A 14,919-nucleotide genomic window follows, 5' to 3' on the forward strand; every position below is an offset into this window, starting at 1 on the left:
GGCCTAACACTTTTTGGCTCGACACCCTCGGCCGCCGCCCATAAATTACCGTTCAAAGGCCGCAGGGATGCCCCCTGCGCCGCGACAGTAACGCGGCGCTTTTCGTCAGTCCCGCAACAGGTCCATCGCAGCTCGAACGGTGGATTTCAGGCAAGTCTTCGGGCATGAGAGTCAGAAGGTGGACGGGTTGTCGAGAACGAGGCGCTGGGTGTGGGGCGCGGTCATCGCCGTGCTGTGTTCGCTCGCCTATGCAAAAGTGCCGGGCATCGCGCATGGCGGCGGCGCTTTTTCGCATGGCGGCGCGGATCGCGCGACGCGCATGGAGATGCGCGGCGGCGGCCGATACGCGAGCCCCGTGGGCGCCCCCTCCGCAAGACCTTCTCTCAATGCGATGACTTCGCGCGATCCGCGTGCCCAGCGTGACGGCGCCAATTTCGCGGTCGCGAATTACCGCTACGGCTACGGCGGCGACAAGTCCGGTGTGCGCCGTGTCAGCGGACCGTCCGGTTATCCCGATGAGCGCGCGCGCATGCAGTATGCCGGCGCCATGACGCCGGTCAGCGCGGAGTCGCGCCCGGTGCCACGTCCACCGCCGAATATACCGATGCGCAGCGGCTCGATCCGCGCCGACGTCGCGCGCTACAACGAAGAGCGCGGCGCGGCGCGCTCGCTGCAGCGTCCCGCCGACGATCCGCGGCAGCCCGAAGGCTCGCCCTATCGGAACTGACTGGCGGGCTCGCTTCTGGCTGCCGCTCGGCGCCTGTTCAACACCTGTCGTCACCCCCATCTCACTCAACTCCCGCGGACTCGCCTCTGGCGATCTCCCGTCTGCCGCCCGCAATCCCGTCAATCTGACGTTTCGACGCCACACTTTTTTGAAAACACTCGGCTGTAAGGCGCTTGTCACTGTCAAATCGGGGCAGGCTGCTGCGCCGCGTCATCTGTCTGTCATCTGATGCGTTGTCAGCCGCTACGGCGCGCCGTTCCCGGCATGACGCGCCGCGGGCGAGTGGTCGGCGCTCGGCTCCGCATGGGTGCCGGCAACCTGCGGATATCAGGCCGATAAACGACCAAGCTAACCAGATCGATATACCGGCAATAAGCGGCAACATTTCTGTTCATAAAAATGGTCCGCAAAGATGGCTCAGCCCAGATTGGCTCGATGGTCGAACGGATAACAACAACGGTTCGCGCGAGCGTCCCCTTTCGCACAGCCACACCTTTTTGACAAAGATTGGAGAATCCATGAAAACAAGCCTCAGCAGCGCGCTGAAGACCACTCTCAAGGCCACCGCGTGCGTCGCCGTGCTGGCGGGCACCTCGTCCGCGTTCGCGCAGTCGAGCGTGCAGCTTTACGGGCAGGTCGACGAATGGGTCGGCTCGCAGAAATTCCCGGGCGGCAAGACGGCCGTGGTGGTGTCCGGCGGCGGCATGTCGACGTCGTACTGGGGCTTCAAGGGGACCGAGGATCTGGGCAACGGCTACAAGGCGATCTTCGCGCTCGAAGGCTTCTTCCGCGCGGAGAGCGGCTCGTACGGCCGCTTCACCGGCGACACGACGTTCTCGCGCAATGCGTACGTCGGCATCGAGGCACCGTGGGGCACGCTGACGGCCGGGCGGCAGACGACACCGCTGTTCGTGTCGACGATCCTGTTCAACCCGTTCGTCGATTCGTACGTGTTCTCGCCGATGATCTATCACACGTACCTCGGCCTCGGCACGTTCCCGACCTACACGACCGATCAGGGCGTGACCGGCGATTCGGGCTGGAACAACGCGGTGTCGTACGCGTCGCCGAACTTCAACGGGCTCTCGGCGACGGCGATGTACGCACTCGGCAACACCACGCAGAACGGCGCGAAGAAATGGAGCGGCCAGGTGCTGTATTTCCACGGCCCGTTCGCGGCGACCGCGGTCTATCAGTACGTGAACTTCAACAGCGTGCCGGGCGACCTCGGCAGCTACGAGACGTCGGGGGTGCCCGGTCTGCGCAGCCAGAGCGTCGCGCAGGCGGGCGTCTCGTACGACCTGAAGTTCGTGAAGCTGTACGGCCAGTACATGTACACGTACAACAACCAGCAGGTCACGAGCTGGCACGTGAACACCGGCCAGGGCGGCGTCACGGTGCCGTTCGGGTCGGGCTCGGTGATGGCGTCGTTCGCGTGGTCGCGCAACGGCGGCGGCTCGAACCAGACGCGCCAGACCGCGGCCGTCGGTTACGACTATCCGCTGTCGAAGCGCACGGACCTGTATGCGGCGTATCTGTATGACCGGATTACGGGACAGTCGAGCGGCAATACCTACGGCGCGGGGATGCGCATGAAGTTCTAAGCCGTAAGGGCGAGGCCGGGCTGCGGCGAGCCCCGCCGTCGTTCTTGCGGCGCGACTCGCGCCGCCACCTGGCCAGCCCGGTTACACCACGAAGCCCGCCTTCCTTCGGAACGCGGGCTTTGTCGTTTGCAGCCGTCGATCGCAGCGCTTTGCCGTCCAGTCTTTGATAAACCCGGCAAAATGGCGTCGATTGATTCCTGAAGCGAGCGATTGGAGATGGATACCCTCGTCAGCATGAAAGTGTTCCGCCACGTGGTCGAGGCCGGCAGCTTCGTCGGCGCGGCGGAGAAGATGGAAATGTCGGCGGCGATGGCGAGCAAGCACGTGATGCATCTGGAGCAGCAGCTCGGCGCGCGCCTGTTGAACCGCACGACGCGCCGCGTCGCGCCGACCGAAGCGGGCCGCGAGTACTACGAGCGCCTGAGCCAGGCGCTCACCGAGCTCGACGAGGCTGGCCAGGCGGTCGGCGCGGCGAGCGTGGTGCCGCAGGGCCGGCTGCGCGTGTCGTCGTTATCGGCGTTCGGCCTGAGTCACGTGATGGCCGCGGTGGCCGACTACGCCGCGCAGTATCCGCAGGTCACCGTCGACATGACGCTGTCCGATCGCGTCGTCGAACTGATCGACGAGGGCTTCGACGTCGCGATCCGCGCGTCGCCGGGCGGGCTCAAGTCGTCGTCGCTGATCGCGCGGCAGATCGCGACCGCGCACCTCGTGTTGTGCGCGTCGCCCGCGTATCTGCGCAAGCACGGCACGCCGAAAAGCGTCGCCGATCTCGCGCGCCACAACTATCTGCAGTACGCGGGCGTGTCGGCGCTCGAAGTCGCGACCGGCGACGCGGGCTCGCGCGTGCGTCTGTCGGGCAACCTGATCGTCAATCAGTTGGAGGCGCAGCGCGTGATCGTGCTGCACGGCGCGGGCATCGCGATGCTCGGCACCGAGGTGATCGGCGGCGATCTTGCCGACGGGCGGCTCGTGCCGCTGCTCGTCGATGAAGTGCCGCCGCGCGAGCTGCCGATTCATGTGGTTTATACGAGCCGGCGGCATCTGTCGGCGAAGGTGAGGTCGTTCGTCGATTTTCTGGCGGCACGGTTCGCGAACGAGTCGCTGTGGCCGTCGCTGGAGCAGATCAAGGCGCTGGCGGTGCGCTAGCGGAACGCGAGAACTGCCCACCGGACGCCCTCGCCACCGGCTCCGCGTACCCTGCGGCCTTACCCCGTTTCGCTATACTGGTTGCCAGCACCCATACGCGAAAAGATCCGGGGGAGACATGACCGATCTGTCCACGCCGCGGCGCGCCGGCAGCCACGAGCTGCCCGCGGGTCGGCGTCTGCGTTTCGTTACCGCGGCCGCGCTGTTCGACGGCCACGATGCATCGATCAACATCATGCGGCGCATCCTGCAGGCGAGCGGCGTCGAGGTGATCCATCTCGGCCACAACCGCTCCGTCGATGAAGTTGCAACCGCCGCGCTCGACGAGGACGCCGACGGCGTCGCCGTGTCGAGCTATCAGGGCGGCCATAACGAATACTTCCGCTATCTCGTCGAGTTGCTGCGCGCGCGGGGCGGCGAGCGCATCAAGGTATTCGGCGGCGGGGGCGGGGTGATCGTGCCCGAGGAGATTGCCGCGCTCGAACGCGACGGCGTCGAGAAAATCTACTCGCCGCACGACGGCCAGCGGCTCGGTCTGCAAGGCATGATCGACGACATGATCGCGCGCTGTGTCGAAGGCGCGCGCGCCGCGGAGGCGGCGCGGCCGGTGCCGGTGGATGTATGGCTCGCTGAACTCGCGGCGCGGGCGGACGCCGCAGATGCTTCACACAGCGCCGCCGTGAGCCACGCGTCCGAGGCCAGGGAAGCTCACACGGGCACGAGCGGCATTGCCAGCGGCGGCCGCCAAGGCAGCGCAAGTGGGACAGCGGCGACTTCGACACGAGACACCGCAAACGCTCCCGACTCCGTCACCCCCATCTTCCGCCGCGTCGCCCGGTTGATCAGCGCCTTCGAAACGAAAACTCTCGATCCCGGCGCGCGCGAAAAACTCTCGACCCTCGCCCAGGCCACCCGGATCCCGGTTCTGGGTATCACCGGCACGGGCGGCGCGGGCAAATCGTCGCTCACCGACGAGCTGATCCGCCGCTTCCGGCTCGATTACGGCGACGCGCTGACGATCGCCGTGCTCGCGATCGACCCGTCGCGCCGCAAATCCGGCGGCGCGCTGCTCGGCGACCGCATCCGCATGAACGCGATCGGCGATTGGGGCGGCGGCGCGCGCGTTTATATGCGATCGATGGCGACGCGCGACGCATCGAGCGAAATCTCCGATGCGCTGCCCGATGCGCTGATGCTCTGCAAGGTGGCGGGCTTCGATCTGATCATCGTGGAGACATCGGGGATCGGGCAGGGCGACGCGGCGATCGTGCCGTTCGTCGACGAATCGCTGTACGTGATGACGCCCGAGTTCGGCGCCGCGAGCCAGCTCGAGAAGATCGACATCCTCGACTTCGCGGACTTCGTCGCGATCAACAAATTCGACCGCAAGGGCGCGCGGGACGCGTTGCGCGACGTCGCGAAGCAGGTGCAGCGCAATCGCGCGGACTTCGCGACGCCGCCCGACAGGATGCCGGTGTTCGGCACGATCGCGTCGCGCTTCAACGACGACGGCGTGACCGCGCTGTACCGGCACATCGCCGATGCGCTGCGCCGGCACGGCCTGCGTACGACGGACGGCGGACGGCTCGGCGCACCCGACGCACCCGACGCACCCGACGATCCGCGCTGTTCGAGCAATCTGCACGCGATCGTGCCGCCCGCGCGCGTGCGCTATCTGGCCGACATCGCGCACACGGTGCACGCTTATCGCGAGCGGGCCGACGCGCAGGCGCGTATCGCGCGCGAGCGCTGGCAACTGATCGAGGCGCGCCGCATGCTCGGTGAGGCGCAGGGGCCGGCGAGCGCGACGGTGGCCGCTCATGCGGGCGCGGGTGCAAATGCAGCCCAAGCCGGCGCAGCCGGCAATGCATCGTCCAACGCAAAGGCGCACGTCGTGTCAAGCCCTGCCGCGACTGAAGCCAACCCGCTTCCGTCGTCCCTCGACGCCCTGATCGACCAACGCACCGCCGCGCTCGGCGCACGCGAGCGCAAGCTGCTCGACACGTGGCCGCAAACGGTGGCCGCCTATTCCGGCGACGAGCACGTCGTGCGCATCCGCGAGCGCGAAATCCGCACCACGCTCACGGTGACGACCTTGTCCGGCTCCCCGGTGCGCAAAGTCTCGCTGCCGAAATTCGTCGACCACGGTGAGATCCTGCGCTGGCTGATGCTCGAAAACCTGCCCGGCTATTTTCCGTTCACCGCCGGCGTGTTTCCGTTTCGCCGCGAGAACGAGGACCCGACCCGCATGTTCGCGGGCGAGGGCGATCCCCAGCGCACCAACCGCCGCTTCAAGCTGCTCTCCGAGGGGATGCCGGCCAGGCGTCTGTCGACCGCGTTCGACTCCGTGACGCTGTACGGCGAAGAACCGCACGAACGCCCGGATATCTACGGCAAGGTCGGCAATTCGGGCGTGTCGGTCGCGACGCTCGACGACATGAAAACGCTGTACGACGGCTTCGACCTGGGTTCGCCGGACACATCGGTGTCGATGACGATCAACGGTCCCGCGCCGACGATCCTCGCGATGTTCTTCAACGTCGCGATCGATCAGCAGATCGCGCTGAAAGAGCAGCAGCTAGGCCACCCGCTCAGCGCGGACGAACTCGACGAAACGCGCCGCGGCGCGCTGCAAAACGTGCGCGGCACCGTGCAGGCCGACATCCTGAAGGAGGACCAGGGGCAGAACACCTGCATTTTCTCGACCGAATTCAGCCTCAAGGTGATGGGCGACATTCAGGCGTATTTCGTCGAGCACGGCGTGCGCAATTTCTATTCGGTGTCGATTTCCGGCTATCACATCGCCGAAGCCGGCGCGAACCCGATCTCGCAGCTCGCGTACACGCTCGCGAACGGCTTCACGTACGTCGAGGCGTATCTGGCGCGCGGCATGTCGATCGACGACTTCGCGCCGAATCTGTCGTTCTTCTTCTCGAACGGGATGGACCCGGAATACACGGTGCTCGGCCGCGTCGCGCGACGCATCTGGGCGGTGGCGATGCGCGAGCGCTACGGCGCGAACGAGCGCAGCCAGAAGCTCAAATATCACGTGCAGACCTCGGGCCGCAGCCTGCACGCGCAGGAGATCGACTTCAACGACATCCGCACGACGCTGCAGGCGCTGATCGCGATCTACGACAACTGCAACTCGCTGCACACCAATGCGTTCGACGAAGCGATCACGACGCCGACCGAGGAGTCGGTGCGCCGCGCGGTCGCGATCCAGTTGATCATCAATCGCGAATGGGGACTCGCGAAGAACCAGAATCCGAATCAGGGCAGCTTCGTGATCGACGAACTGACCGATCTCGTCGAGGAAGCGGTGCTCGCCGAGTTCGAGCGGCTGACCGAGCGCGGCGGCGTGCTGGGTGCGATGGAAACCGGCTATCAGCGCGGACGCATCCAGGACGAGTCGATGCTGTACGAGCATCGCAAGCATGACGGCTCGTATCCGATCGTCGGCGTGAACACGTTCCTGGGCGCGCATCCGCATGAGGCGCCGCGGCCGATCGTGCTGGCGCGCTCCACCGATGCGGAAAAGCAGAGCCAGTTGACGCGGCTGCGCGATTTCCAGGCGCGCCACCGCGACGCCGCGCCGGCCGCGCTGGAGCGGTTGAAGCGCGCGGTGATCGACAACGCCAACGTATTCGCGGTGCTGATGGACGTGGTGCGCGTGTGCTCGCTTGGGCAGATCACGCATGCACTGTTCGAGGTGGGCGGCCAGTACCGGCGCAATATGTAGGCGGTATGGCGGGTTCGGCGGCTCGCCTTCGCTGCGAGCCGCGGCAATGCAGGCTCAGCGTGCGATGCCGAGCCGTGCCTTCGCGTCGTCGTACTCCTTCGACAACCGCTTGACCAGATCGGCGACGCTCGGCACGTCGTCCATCAGGCCGACGCCCTGGCCCGCGCCCCAGATGTCCTTCCACGCCTTCGTCTTGTCGCCGCCGAAGTTCATCTTGGTCTTGTCCGATTCGGGCAGCGCGTCCGGGTCGAGCCCCGCGTTCAGGATGCTCTCGCGAATGTAGTTGCCGTGCACGCCGGTAAAGAGGTTCGTGTAGATGATGTCCGACGCCTTTGCGTCGAGGATCGCCTGCTTGTAGCTGTCGACCGCATGCGCCTCCCTGGTCGCGATGAAGCGCGTGCCCATGTATGCGAGGTCCGCGCCCATCGCCTGCGCGGCGAGAATCGAGCCGCCGTTCGCGATTGCGCCGGACAGCACGATCGGGCCATCGAAAACGCGCCGCACCTCGCCGACGAGCGCGAAGGGCGAGGTCGTGCCCGCATGGCCGCCCGCGCCGGACGCGACCAGGATCAGCCCGTCGACGCCCGCCTCCAGCGCCTTCTGTGCATGGCGCAGATTGATCACGTCGTGCAGCACGATGCCGCCATAGCCGTGCACCGCATCGATGATTTCGCGCGCCGGCGCGCGCAGGCTCGTGATGAAGATCGGCACCTTGTGCTCGACGCACACGCGCACGTCGTGCTCGAGCCGCGTGTTCGACTGATGGACGATCTGGTTGACCGCGATCGGTCCGATGACCGCGTCGGGGTTCGCCGCCTTGTGCCCGGCGAGCTGTGCCTGGATCTGCGTGAGCCATTCGTCGAGCAGCTCGGCCGGGCGCGCGTTGAGGGCCGGGAATGAACCGACGATACCGGCCTTGCACTGGGCGAGAACGAGTTCGGGATAGCTGACGATGAACATCGGCGAAGCGACGACGGGCAGCGCGAGGTTTTGCAGGACGGCGGGCAATGCCATGGTGCGAGTCTCCAATTTGAGCAACCGGTACGTCGTGGTGCGCCCGGCGTTGAACGAAGTTTAGCGGTACACGGCTGACGGCGCGGAGATGCGAGCCGAAGCCGCCAGAAGGTTTAAGAACGGTCGTTCGATTATAGGCGAAGCGAGTGGCTGGCGCGGCAGCGCCGTCTGGAACAGTTCGAGGAAGTGTTCAGGTTCTATGTTTAGGTGGGTTATCCCACCTGGCGCGGACACATCGGGCTTCTACAATGCACACACACTCAAACGATCAAAGAGACCCCATGGCCTTCGAAAATTTCACGCCTTTTCGCGTCGCCGTGGGCGATGTCGATATTTTCGGGGTGAAGGGCGGCGCCGGGCCGCCTTTGTTGCTGTTGCACGGCCATCCGCAATCGCATCTGATCTGGGAGCGCTGCGCCGGACCGCTCGCACGACACTTCACGGTGATCGCAACCGATCTGCGCGGCTACGGCGCGTCGGGCAAGCCGGCGAGCGATGCCGCGCACACGCCTTATTCGAAACGGGCGATGGCCGCCGACCAGGTCGCCGTGATGCGCCACTTCGGCTTCGAACGCTTCCTCGTCTGCGCGCACGATCGCGGCGCGCGCGTCGCGCACCGGATGGCGCTCGATCATGCCGACGCGGTCGAGCGTCTGATGCTGCTCGATATCGCGCCGACGCTCGCGATGTACGAGGCCACCGACCGCACGTTCGCGACGCACTATTTCCACTGGTTTTTCCTGATCCAGCCCGAGCCGCTGCCCGAAACGCTGATCGGCGCGAATCCGGCCGCGTATGTCGATGCGGTGATGGGCGGCCGGCATGCGGGGCTTGCGCCGTTCGACCCCGCCGCGCTCGACGCGTATCGCGCGGCGCTCGCGCAACCGGGCGCGGTGCATGCGATGTGCGAGGACTATCGCGCGTCGGCGAGCATCGATCTCGAACACGATCGCGCCGACATCGAGCGTGGCAACAAGATCGGCTGTCCGCTGCGGGTGCTGTGGGGCGACAAGGGCGTCATCGAGAAATGTTTCGACGCGCTCGAAGAATGGCGGCACGTCGCGCGCGACGTGAGCGGCCGCGCGCTGTCCTGCGGACACTATCTGCCGGAAGAGGCGCCGGGCGAACTGGTCGCCGAAATGCTGTCGTTCTTCGAGGCTGTCGAACAGTAGGGTAGGCGCCTTGCTTCTCAAGGTTTCAGCGAGGTTTCAATACCGCGCCGCTCAATCGAGCGGCGCGCAGTGGCCCGATCTGGTGGTGCTCGGCGTCGTCCTGTCCACACCATGTATGCGGCCTTAAAACGTAGCGTCAAATTTCTGTAGGGAAATCACCGATGCGTTGCAAAAATGCGGCACGCGTATAATTTAACGCGACGCTGATCACGTCCAACAGATGTTCCGCCGCTCGCTTCGTCGAGCGGCTTTCTTTTTGTGGCGACGGTTTTGCGCATTGCCCAGCGGAGGCAGGCAGTTCCAGCGTTGCTTTTCTTTTGCTTGCTGCCGTTGTTCCGGGCTTGCCGCGCGATTGGCGCTGTCGCTGTATTAGCGTCGCGCCACAATACGCGTGCCGTCCACCTCGAGCGGTCCATCGTTCGCCGCCAGCTCTCCAACCATATCCGTCAGCAAGGCGCGCCATTTGCCGCGCGGCTTCAGCATCGACGCGGCGGCGCGCATCACGGCCGCGTCGTCGAGCATGCGCAGCAGCGTGTCGAAACTCATCTCGCGGACTTCGAGCAGCTTGAACACGATCAGCACTTTCAGCGCGTTTTTTGCGTTGCGCGCGGGATCGGCTCGCAGCCACGCGACGCGCGATAACGCACGTTCAAGCGCCTGTTCGACATTCGTAAACGGCGCGCCGTGGCCCGGAATGACGACCCGCACGTCGAGCGCGGCGATCGTGTCGAGCACGGCCTGCTGTTCGGCGAAGCCGCTTTCGCCTTCGAGTTCCGGGAAGATCACGCCGAAGCCGTTTTCCCACAGCGCGTCCGCGCTGATCAGGATGCGTTCGCGGGCGCAATAGAGCATCAGCGAATGCGGATCGTGACCGGGCGCGCTGAGCACCTGCCAGTCGAGCGCGCCGAGCCGCAACTGCGCGCCGGGCGCGATCGTGCCGGTGAAGCCGAAGTGCTCGCAGGACTGCCCGGTCGCGCGAAAGGTGAGGCGCGCTTGATCCCAGTCGCGCACCGCGTCGGCTTCGGACGCGGGAATCAGCGTGCGGCACGGCCACGTCGCCTGCAAAAGCGCGTTGCCGCCGCAGTGGTCCGAATGCAGATGGGTGTTGACGATCAGATCGAGCGGGCGCGTGTTCAGTGCGCTGCGCACCAGCGCGACGGTTTGCGGTGCGTGCGTTGCGTAGCCGGTGTCGACGAGCGCCGCGCAGGCGTCGTCGACGAGCAGCACGTTGTTCGACGACAGCCAGCCGCGCTCGAAGACCCGGATCGACGCGGGCAGCGCGATCATCGCGTAGCGGCTTGCGTATCGGCCGGCGCGGACGCGTCCGGCTTCGGCATCACGAGAATCGTCGACGTGCCGGTCAGCATCAGCTCGCCGCGCTGATTGACGACCGAGCCTTCGAGGTAGGTCAGATCGCCGTTCAGGCTCGGCTTCCAGTGAGCGTCGCGGATGCGCCAGGTGATCGTCAGCGTGTCGTGCGCGCGCACGGCCTTCTTCAGCTTGATATCGAACTCGAGACCGAGTGGCTGCGCGTAGGTCGAAAAATGTGTCGCGAGCAGCGCCATGAAATATGCGGTGGGCTGCGTGCCCGATGCGATCAGCCCGCCGAAGCGGCTTTGCCCGGCATACGCTTCGTCGTGATGCAGCGGGTTCAGATCGTTGACGAGCGTCGCGAACGACCTGATCGAATCCGCCGACAATTCGAGCGTCGAGCTGAACGTCTCACCGGGCGTGACGACGCGCGGCGGGGCGTTCATTGCCGCTCCTTTGCCCGCGGCGCCGGGTGTTGCGCGACGAACGCCGCGTGACGCGCCTCGATTGCCTTCCACACCGCGCGCCTCGCGGCGTCGTCGAATGTCGACCAGCCGGCGATCTCGTCGATCGTCCGCAGACACCCCTCGCACCAGCCCGTCGACGCATCCATCCGGCACACGTTGATGCACGGCGAGGCCACCGGGGCGCCGCCGCTGCCGCCGTCATTGCTCTTGCCCTCGTAGCCGTTGCCGGTCGTCATCGTCATCATCATCGCATTCAGGCCGGCTCGCGCAGCGCGACGTCGACGACCGGCGCGCCCGTCAGCACAATCAGTTCCTGCGCGGTCAGGTTGAACACCGCGTGCGGATGACCGGCCGCGGCCCACAGGCTGTCGAGCTCGAGCAGATCGGCGTCGATCAGCGTGACCGGCTCGGTCGCATGACCGACCGGGCACACGCCGCCGATCGCGTAGCCGGTTTTTTCGCGGACGAACTTCGCGTCCGCGCGGCCGATCTCGCCGACCTGCGCGGCGACCTTCTTTTCGTCGACGCGATTCGCGCCGCTTGCGATCACGAGCACCGGTGCATCGTCCTCGCGGCGGCGAAACAGGATCGACTTGGCGATCTGCGCGACCGAGCAGCCGAGTCCGGCGGCTGCTTCGGCGGAAGTTTTGCCGGTTTCCGGCAGCATCACGATTCGCCCCGCGTGACCGCGTTCGCGCAGCAGCAGCGCGACGCGGCGCGCCGAGTCGGGCAGCGCGGCGAGATCGTCGGATTCGAAGGACGCGAGGTCGGTCATCGCTGGAGATCCTGATTGAAAAGTGACGGTGTGAAGAGAGCGCCGGTCATACGCAGGTATTCGCTTCGCTGCGCGCCTTCGCGAGCAGCGCCTTGCCCGCGCGCGACACGTTGGGCCGGCCGATCGCGTTCGAGATGAAGTCGCCGATTGCCACGACCTGCGCGAGGTCGATGCCGGTCTCGATGCCGAGGCCGTTCATCAGATACAGCACGTCTTCGGTCGCGACGTTGCCGGTCGCGCCCTTCGCATACGGACAGCCGCCGAGCCCCGCGACCGATGCGTGGAAAATCCCGATGCCTTCGAGCAGCGCCGCGTAGATGTTCGCGAGCGCCTGGCCGTAGGTGTCGTGAAAGTGCCCCGACAGACGCTCGCGCGGAAACACCCCGGTCACCGCCTGGAACACTTCGCGGGTGCGCTCGGCGGTGCCGACGCCGATCGTATCGGCGATATCGATCTCGTCGCAGCCGAGCGCCGCGAAGCGCTCGACGACGTCGACGACCGACGCGACCGGCACCTCGCCCTGATACGGACAGCCGAGCGCGCACGACACGCTGCCGCGCATCCGCAAGCCATGCTGCTTCGCGGCCGCGGCAACCGGCGCGAACCGCTCGATGCTCTCCGCGATGCCGCAGTTGATGTTCTTCTGCGAAAACGCTTCGCTTGCCGCGCCGAAAATCACGATCTCGTCGGCGCGCGCGACGAGCGCGCCTTCGAAGCCGCGCAGGTTCGGCGTCAGCACCGAATAGATCGTGCCGGGGCGGCGCGCGATGCCGGCCATCACGTCGGCGCCGTCGGCCATCTGCGGCACCCATTTCGGCGACACGAACGACGCCGCTTCGACGTTGCTGAAGCCGGCCGCCGATAGACGGTCGATCAGCTCGATCTTGGTCGCGGTCGGCACGAATTCCTTTTCGTTCTGCAGTCCGTCGCGCGGACCGACTTCGACGATTTTCACCTGCTTCGGTAAGGCCATGATCTGTCTCCTGCCGCGTGGTGCGGGGTTCCTGCGATTCAATTCAATTCGACCCGTGCGCTTGCGATCGCGGGTTTCAATATCCGCGTTCCGCCCGCACGACGCCGCTCACCGGCTCGCCGCGCAGCAGCGCGCCGATCTTCGACGCGACCTGCGCGACGCTTTCCTCGCGCAACGTCAGCGCCGACGTGTGCGGCGTGATCGTAATACGCGGTTCCCGCCAGAACGGATGATCGGCGGGCAGCGGTTCTTCGTGGAACACGTCGAGCGTCGCGGCGGCGAGCTGGCCGCTTGCGAGCGCGGCGAGCAGATCCGTGTCGACCAGATGCGCGCCGCGCGCGACGTTGACCAGATACGCGCCGCGCGCGAGCCTCGCGAACGTGCGCGCATTCAGCACGCCTGCGGTATCGGGCGTATACGGCAGCAGATTCACGAGCACCTTCGCGCCGTCGAGAAACGCGTCGAACCGTGCTTCGCCCGCGAACGTCGTCACGCCGTCGATCTGCTTCGCGCCGCGGCTATAGCCGCGCACCGGCAGGCCGAACGACGCGAGTGTCCGCGCGACCTGCGTGCCGAGCACGCCGAGTCCGAGTACGCCGACCGTGAAGGTCGCGCGCGGATGCGGTTCGAGCGCCTTCCAGCGGCGCTCGCGCTGTTGCGCGTCGTATTCGTCGAAGCAGCGCAGATAGCGCAGCACCGCATGCGTGACGTACTCGGCCATCTGCGCGCCCATGCCGGTGTCCTCGAGGCGGATCAGCGGCACGTTGCGCGGCAGCGTGCCCGGCTGCTCGCGTTCGAGCGCGAGGATCGCATCGACGCCCGCGCCGAGATTGAAGATCGCGCGCAGCGTGTCGCGGCCGGCCAGCATCTCGCGCGGCGGGCGCCAGACGACCGCGAAATCGGCCGGCGCGCGATCGCCCGGCTGCCATTCGCGCAGATCGGCGTCGGGCAACGCGCGCGCAAGATCGTGCAGCCACGTGGCGGCATCGGTAAGCGGCATGTAGAAGAGGATTTTCATACGGTCCGGAAGGCGTCCGCGGTTGGGGCTACGTATGTGCCTGCACGAGCGGAACGGACCACGGCCGCGCCGCGAGAGCGCGATGTAGATGACCGCGGCGGCTGCGGCAACTGGGACGACGCGTACGGCATCGGGTCTCCTCCCGTTATGAACAGGCTTCATTCTACTTTTTCGCCGCGGATCGCGCGCATTTGCGCACGGACGTGCGCGTTGAAGCGGGCCCGGTGTGCCCGTTTGAGCCATAACCAAAGCACAAAAACTTGGTTCGTCCGCCCGGTATTCAGCAGGACAATGATTGCCCGGATTCCCGCAGCGAGGCACGCACATGCTTTCATGCACCCGATCGACATGGCCGCCACGGCTCGTCACCGTTCCCGGTTTGCACGGCAGCGAAGGCGCGCATTGGCAAACATGGCTGGAGCGGCAGTTCGCGCGCTCGCTGCGCGTCGAGCAGGCCAACTGGGATGCGCCCGATATCGCGCTCTGGGCGCAGTCGCTGCGCGAGCTACTGGCGCGCGAGCGCGGTCCTTTCGTGCTGGCCGCGCATAGCTTCGGCTGCCTCGCGACCGCGCATGCGCTGCAGCAGGCGCCGCTCGCGCACGACGTGATCGGCGTGCTGTTCGTCGCGCCCGCGAGCCCGCGCAAATTCGCGTTCGCGGGACCATTCGACGCAAGACGCGTCGGCGTGCCGTCGATTCTGATCGGCAGCGCAACCGACCCGTGGATGCCGCTCGCCGATGCGCGCGATCTCGCGCGGCGCTTCGGCAGCGCATTCGTCAATCTCGGCGACGCGGGGCATATCAACACGGCGGCCGGTTTCGGTCCGTGGCCGCGCGCCAAGTATTTCATCGATACGCTCGTGCATTGCGCGGCGCCGCTGCGCTTTGGCGAGGAAGCAAGCGAGGCCGCGCGGCATGCGGTGGTGTGAGCGGTTCGCCACGCACTCGCGCAGCGCCTGCGTGGCCCC

At 66.4% G+C, this 14,919-nt stretch carries 13 protein-coding genes; 6 read left to right on the forward strand and 7 right to left on the reverse strand.

The window, feature by feature from the left end:
- Positions 1–178 precede the first annotated feature (178 nt).
- From QM685_RS01980 to QM685_RS01995, 4 genes are all read left to right on the forward strand, one after another.
- Positions 179–727 (forward strand): hypothetical protein, encoded by a 549-nt coding sequence (locus QM685_RS01980; RefSeq protein ID WP_415112323.1) that lies wholly within the window; start codon positions 179–181, stop codon positions 725–727.
- A gap of 518 nt (positions 728–1,245) precedes the next feature.
- Positions 1,246–2,331 carry a porin gene (locus QM685_RS01985; RefSeq protein WP_415112158.1) on the forward strand — a complete coding sequence of 362 codons (1,086 nt, stop codon included), beginning with the start codon at positions 1,246–1,248 and terminating at the stop codon, positions 2,329–2,331.
- 216 nt (positions 2,332–2,547) lie between these two features.
- Positions 2,548–3,480, forward strand: a complete 933-nt coding sequence (locus tag QM685_RS01990) for a LysR family transcriptional regulator (protein WP_415112159.1) — start codon at positions 2,548–2,550, stop codon at positions 3,478–3,480.
- A gap of 118 nt (positions 3,481–3,598) precedes the next feature.
- Positions 3,599–7,222 (forward strand): methylmalonyl-CoA mutase family protein, encoded by a 3,624-nt coding sequence (locus tag QM685_RS01995; RefSeq protein ID WP_415112160.1) that lies wholly within the window; start codon positions 3,599–3,601, stop codon positions 7,220–7,222.
- 54 nt (positions 7,223–7,276) lie between these two features.
- Here QM685_RS01995 and QM685_RS02000 read toward each other — a convergent pair whose 3' ends face one another.
- Positions 7,277–8,236 carry an NAD(P)H-dependent flavin oxidoreductase gene (locus tag QM685_RS02000; RefSeq protein ID WP_415112161.1) on the reverse strand — a complete coding sequence of 320 codons (960 nt, stop codon included), beginning with the start codon at positions 8,234–8,236 and terminating at the stop codon, positions 7,277–7,279.
- Between the two features lie 281 nt (positions 8,237–8,517).
- On the opposite strand from QM685_RS02000, the gene QM685_RS02005 reads away from it, so the two are divergent.
- On the forward strand, positions 8,518–9,408 hold the full coding sequence (locus tag QM685_RS02005) for an alpha/beta fold hydrolase (RefSeq protein WP_415112163.1): 891 nt from the start codon (positions 8,518–8,520) through the stop codon (positions 9,406–9,408).
- 369 nt (positions 9,409–9,777) lie between these two features.
- Here the strand turns inward: QM685_RS02005 and QM685_RS02010 are convergent, their stop codons facing one another.
- The 6 genes from QM685_RS02010 to QM685_RS02035 all read right to left on the reverse strand — a co-directional run bounded on the left by QM685_RS02010 (position 9,778) and on the right by QM685_RS02035 (position 13,952).
- Positions 9,778–10,695 carry an MBL fold metallo-hydrolase gene (locus QM685_RS02010; protein WP_415112165.1) on the reverse strand — a complete coding sequence of 306 codons (918 nt, stop codon included), beginning with the start codon at positions 10,693–10,695 and terminating at the stop codon, positions 9,778–9,780.
- Positions 10,692–11,165, reverse strand: coding sequence for a MaoC family dehydratase (locus tag QM685_RS02015; protein WP_415112167.1), 474 nt, complete (start codon positions 11,163–11,165; stop codon positions 10,692–10,694). The genes QM685_RS02010 and QM685_RS02015 overlap by 4 nt, the downstream gene beginning before the upstream one ends.
- Positions 11,162–11,422: a DUF1289 domain-containing protein gene (locus tag QM685_RS02020; RefSeq protein ID WP_415112169.1), complete on the reverse strand. Its 261-nt coding sequence runs from the start codon at positions 11,420–11,422 to the stop codon at positions 11,162–11,164. Before QM685_RS02020 ends, QM685_RS02015 begins: the two co-directional genes overlap by 4 nt.
- Positions 11,423–11,439: 17 nt before the next feature.
- A complete protein-coding gene (locus QM685_RS02025) occupies positions 11,440–11,961 on the reverse strand; it encodes a YbaK/EbsC family protein (protein WP_415112171.1) in 522 nt (173 codons plus the stop codon).
- A gap of 46 nt (positions 11,962–12,007) precedes the next feature.
- The gene (locus QM685_RS02030) at positions 12,008–12,934 is read right to left on the reverse strand and encodes a hydroxymethylglutaryl-CoA lyase (RefSeq protein ID WP_415112173.1); all 927 of its coding nucleotides are present in this window, start codon (positions 12,932–12,934) and stop codon (positions 12,008–12,010) included.
- Positions 12,935–13,010: 76 nt separating this feature from the next.
- Positions 13,011–13,952 carry a 2-hydroxyacid dehydrogenase gene (locus QM685_RS02035; protein WP_415112175.1) on the reverse strand — a complete coding sequence of 314 codons (942 nt, stop codon included), beginning with the start codon at positions 13,950–13,952 and terminating at the stop codon, positions 13,011–13,013.
- 325 nt (positions 13,953–14,277) lie between these two features.
- Between QM685_RS02035 and QM685_RS02040 the strand changes: the two genes are divergently transcribed.
- Positions 14,278–14,880, forward strand: coding sequence for an RBBP9/YdeN family alpha/beta hydrolase (locus tag QM685_RS02040; protein ID WP_415112177.1), 603 nt, complete (start codon positions 14,278–14,280; stop codon positions 14,878–14,880).
- The last annotated feature ends 39 nt before the right edge of the window (positions 14,881–14,919 follow it).

It is taken from the genome of Paraburkholderia sp. (assembly GCF_047605525.1).
Lineage (GTDB): Bacteria > Pseudomonadota > Gammaproteobacteria > Burkholderiales > Burkholderiaceae > Paraburkholderia.

What these genes read in the sequence shown, in the direction of transcription:
- QM685_RS02000 (WP_415112161.1), bottom strand. Translation starts at nt 8,236, where the DNA reads ATGGCATTGCCCGCCGTCCTGCAAAACCTCGCGCTGCCCGTCGTCGCT.
- QM685_RS02030 (WP_415112173.1), bottom strand. Translation starts at nt 12,934, where the DNA reads ATGGCCTTACCGAAGCAGGTGAAAATCGTCGAAGTCGGTCCGCGCGAC.
- QM685_RS02035 (WP_415112175.1), bottom strand. Translation starts at nt 13,952, where the DNA reads ATGAAAATCCTCTTCTACATGCCGCTTACCGATGCCGCCACGTGGCTG.
- QM685_RS02020 (WP_415112169.1), bottom strand. Translation starts at nt 11,422, where the DNA reads ATGACGACCGGCAACGGCTACGAGGGCAAGAGCAATGACGGCGGCAGC.
- QM685_RS02010 (WP_415112165.1), bottom strand. Translation starts at nt 10,695, where the DNA reads ATGATCGCGCTGCCCGCGTCGATCCGGGTCTTCGAGCGCGGCTGGCTG.
- QM685_RS02005 (WP_415112163.1), top strand. Translation starts at nt 8,518, where the DNA reads ATGGCCTTCGAAAATTTCACGCCTTTTCGCGTCGCCGTGGGCGATGTC.
- QM685_RS02015 (WP_415112167.1), bottom strand. Translation starts at nt 11,165, where the DNA reads ATGAACGCCCCGCCGCGCGTCGTCACGCCCGGTGAGACGTTCAGCTCG.
- QM685_RS02025 (WP_415112171.1), bottom strand. Translation starts at nt 11,961, where the DNA reads ATGACCGACCTCGCGTCCTTCGAATCCGACGATCTCGCCGCGCTGCCC.
- QM685_RS02040 (WP_415112177.1), top strand. Translation starts at nt 14,278, where the DNA reads ATGCTTTCATGCACCCGATCGACATGGCCGCCACGGCTCGTCACCGTT.
- QM685_RS01995 (WP_415112160.1), top strand. Translation starts at nt 3,599, where the DNA reads ATGACCGATCTGTCCACGCCGCGGCGCGCCGGCAGCCACGAGCTGCCC.
- QM685_RS01990 (WP_415112159.1), top strand. Translation starts at nt 2,548, where the DNA reads ATGGATACCCTCGTCAGCATGAAAGTGTTCCGCCACGTGGTCGAGGCC.
- QM685_RS01985 (WP_415112158.1), top strand. Translation starts at nt 1,246, where the DNA reads ATGAAAACAAGCCTCAGCAGCGCGCTGAAGACCACTCTCAAGGCCACC.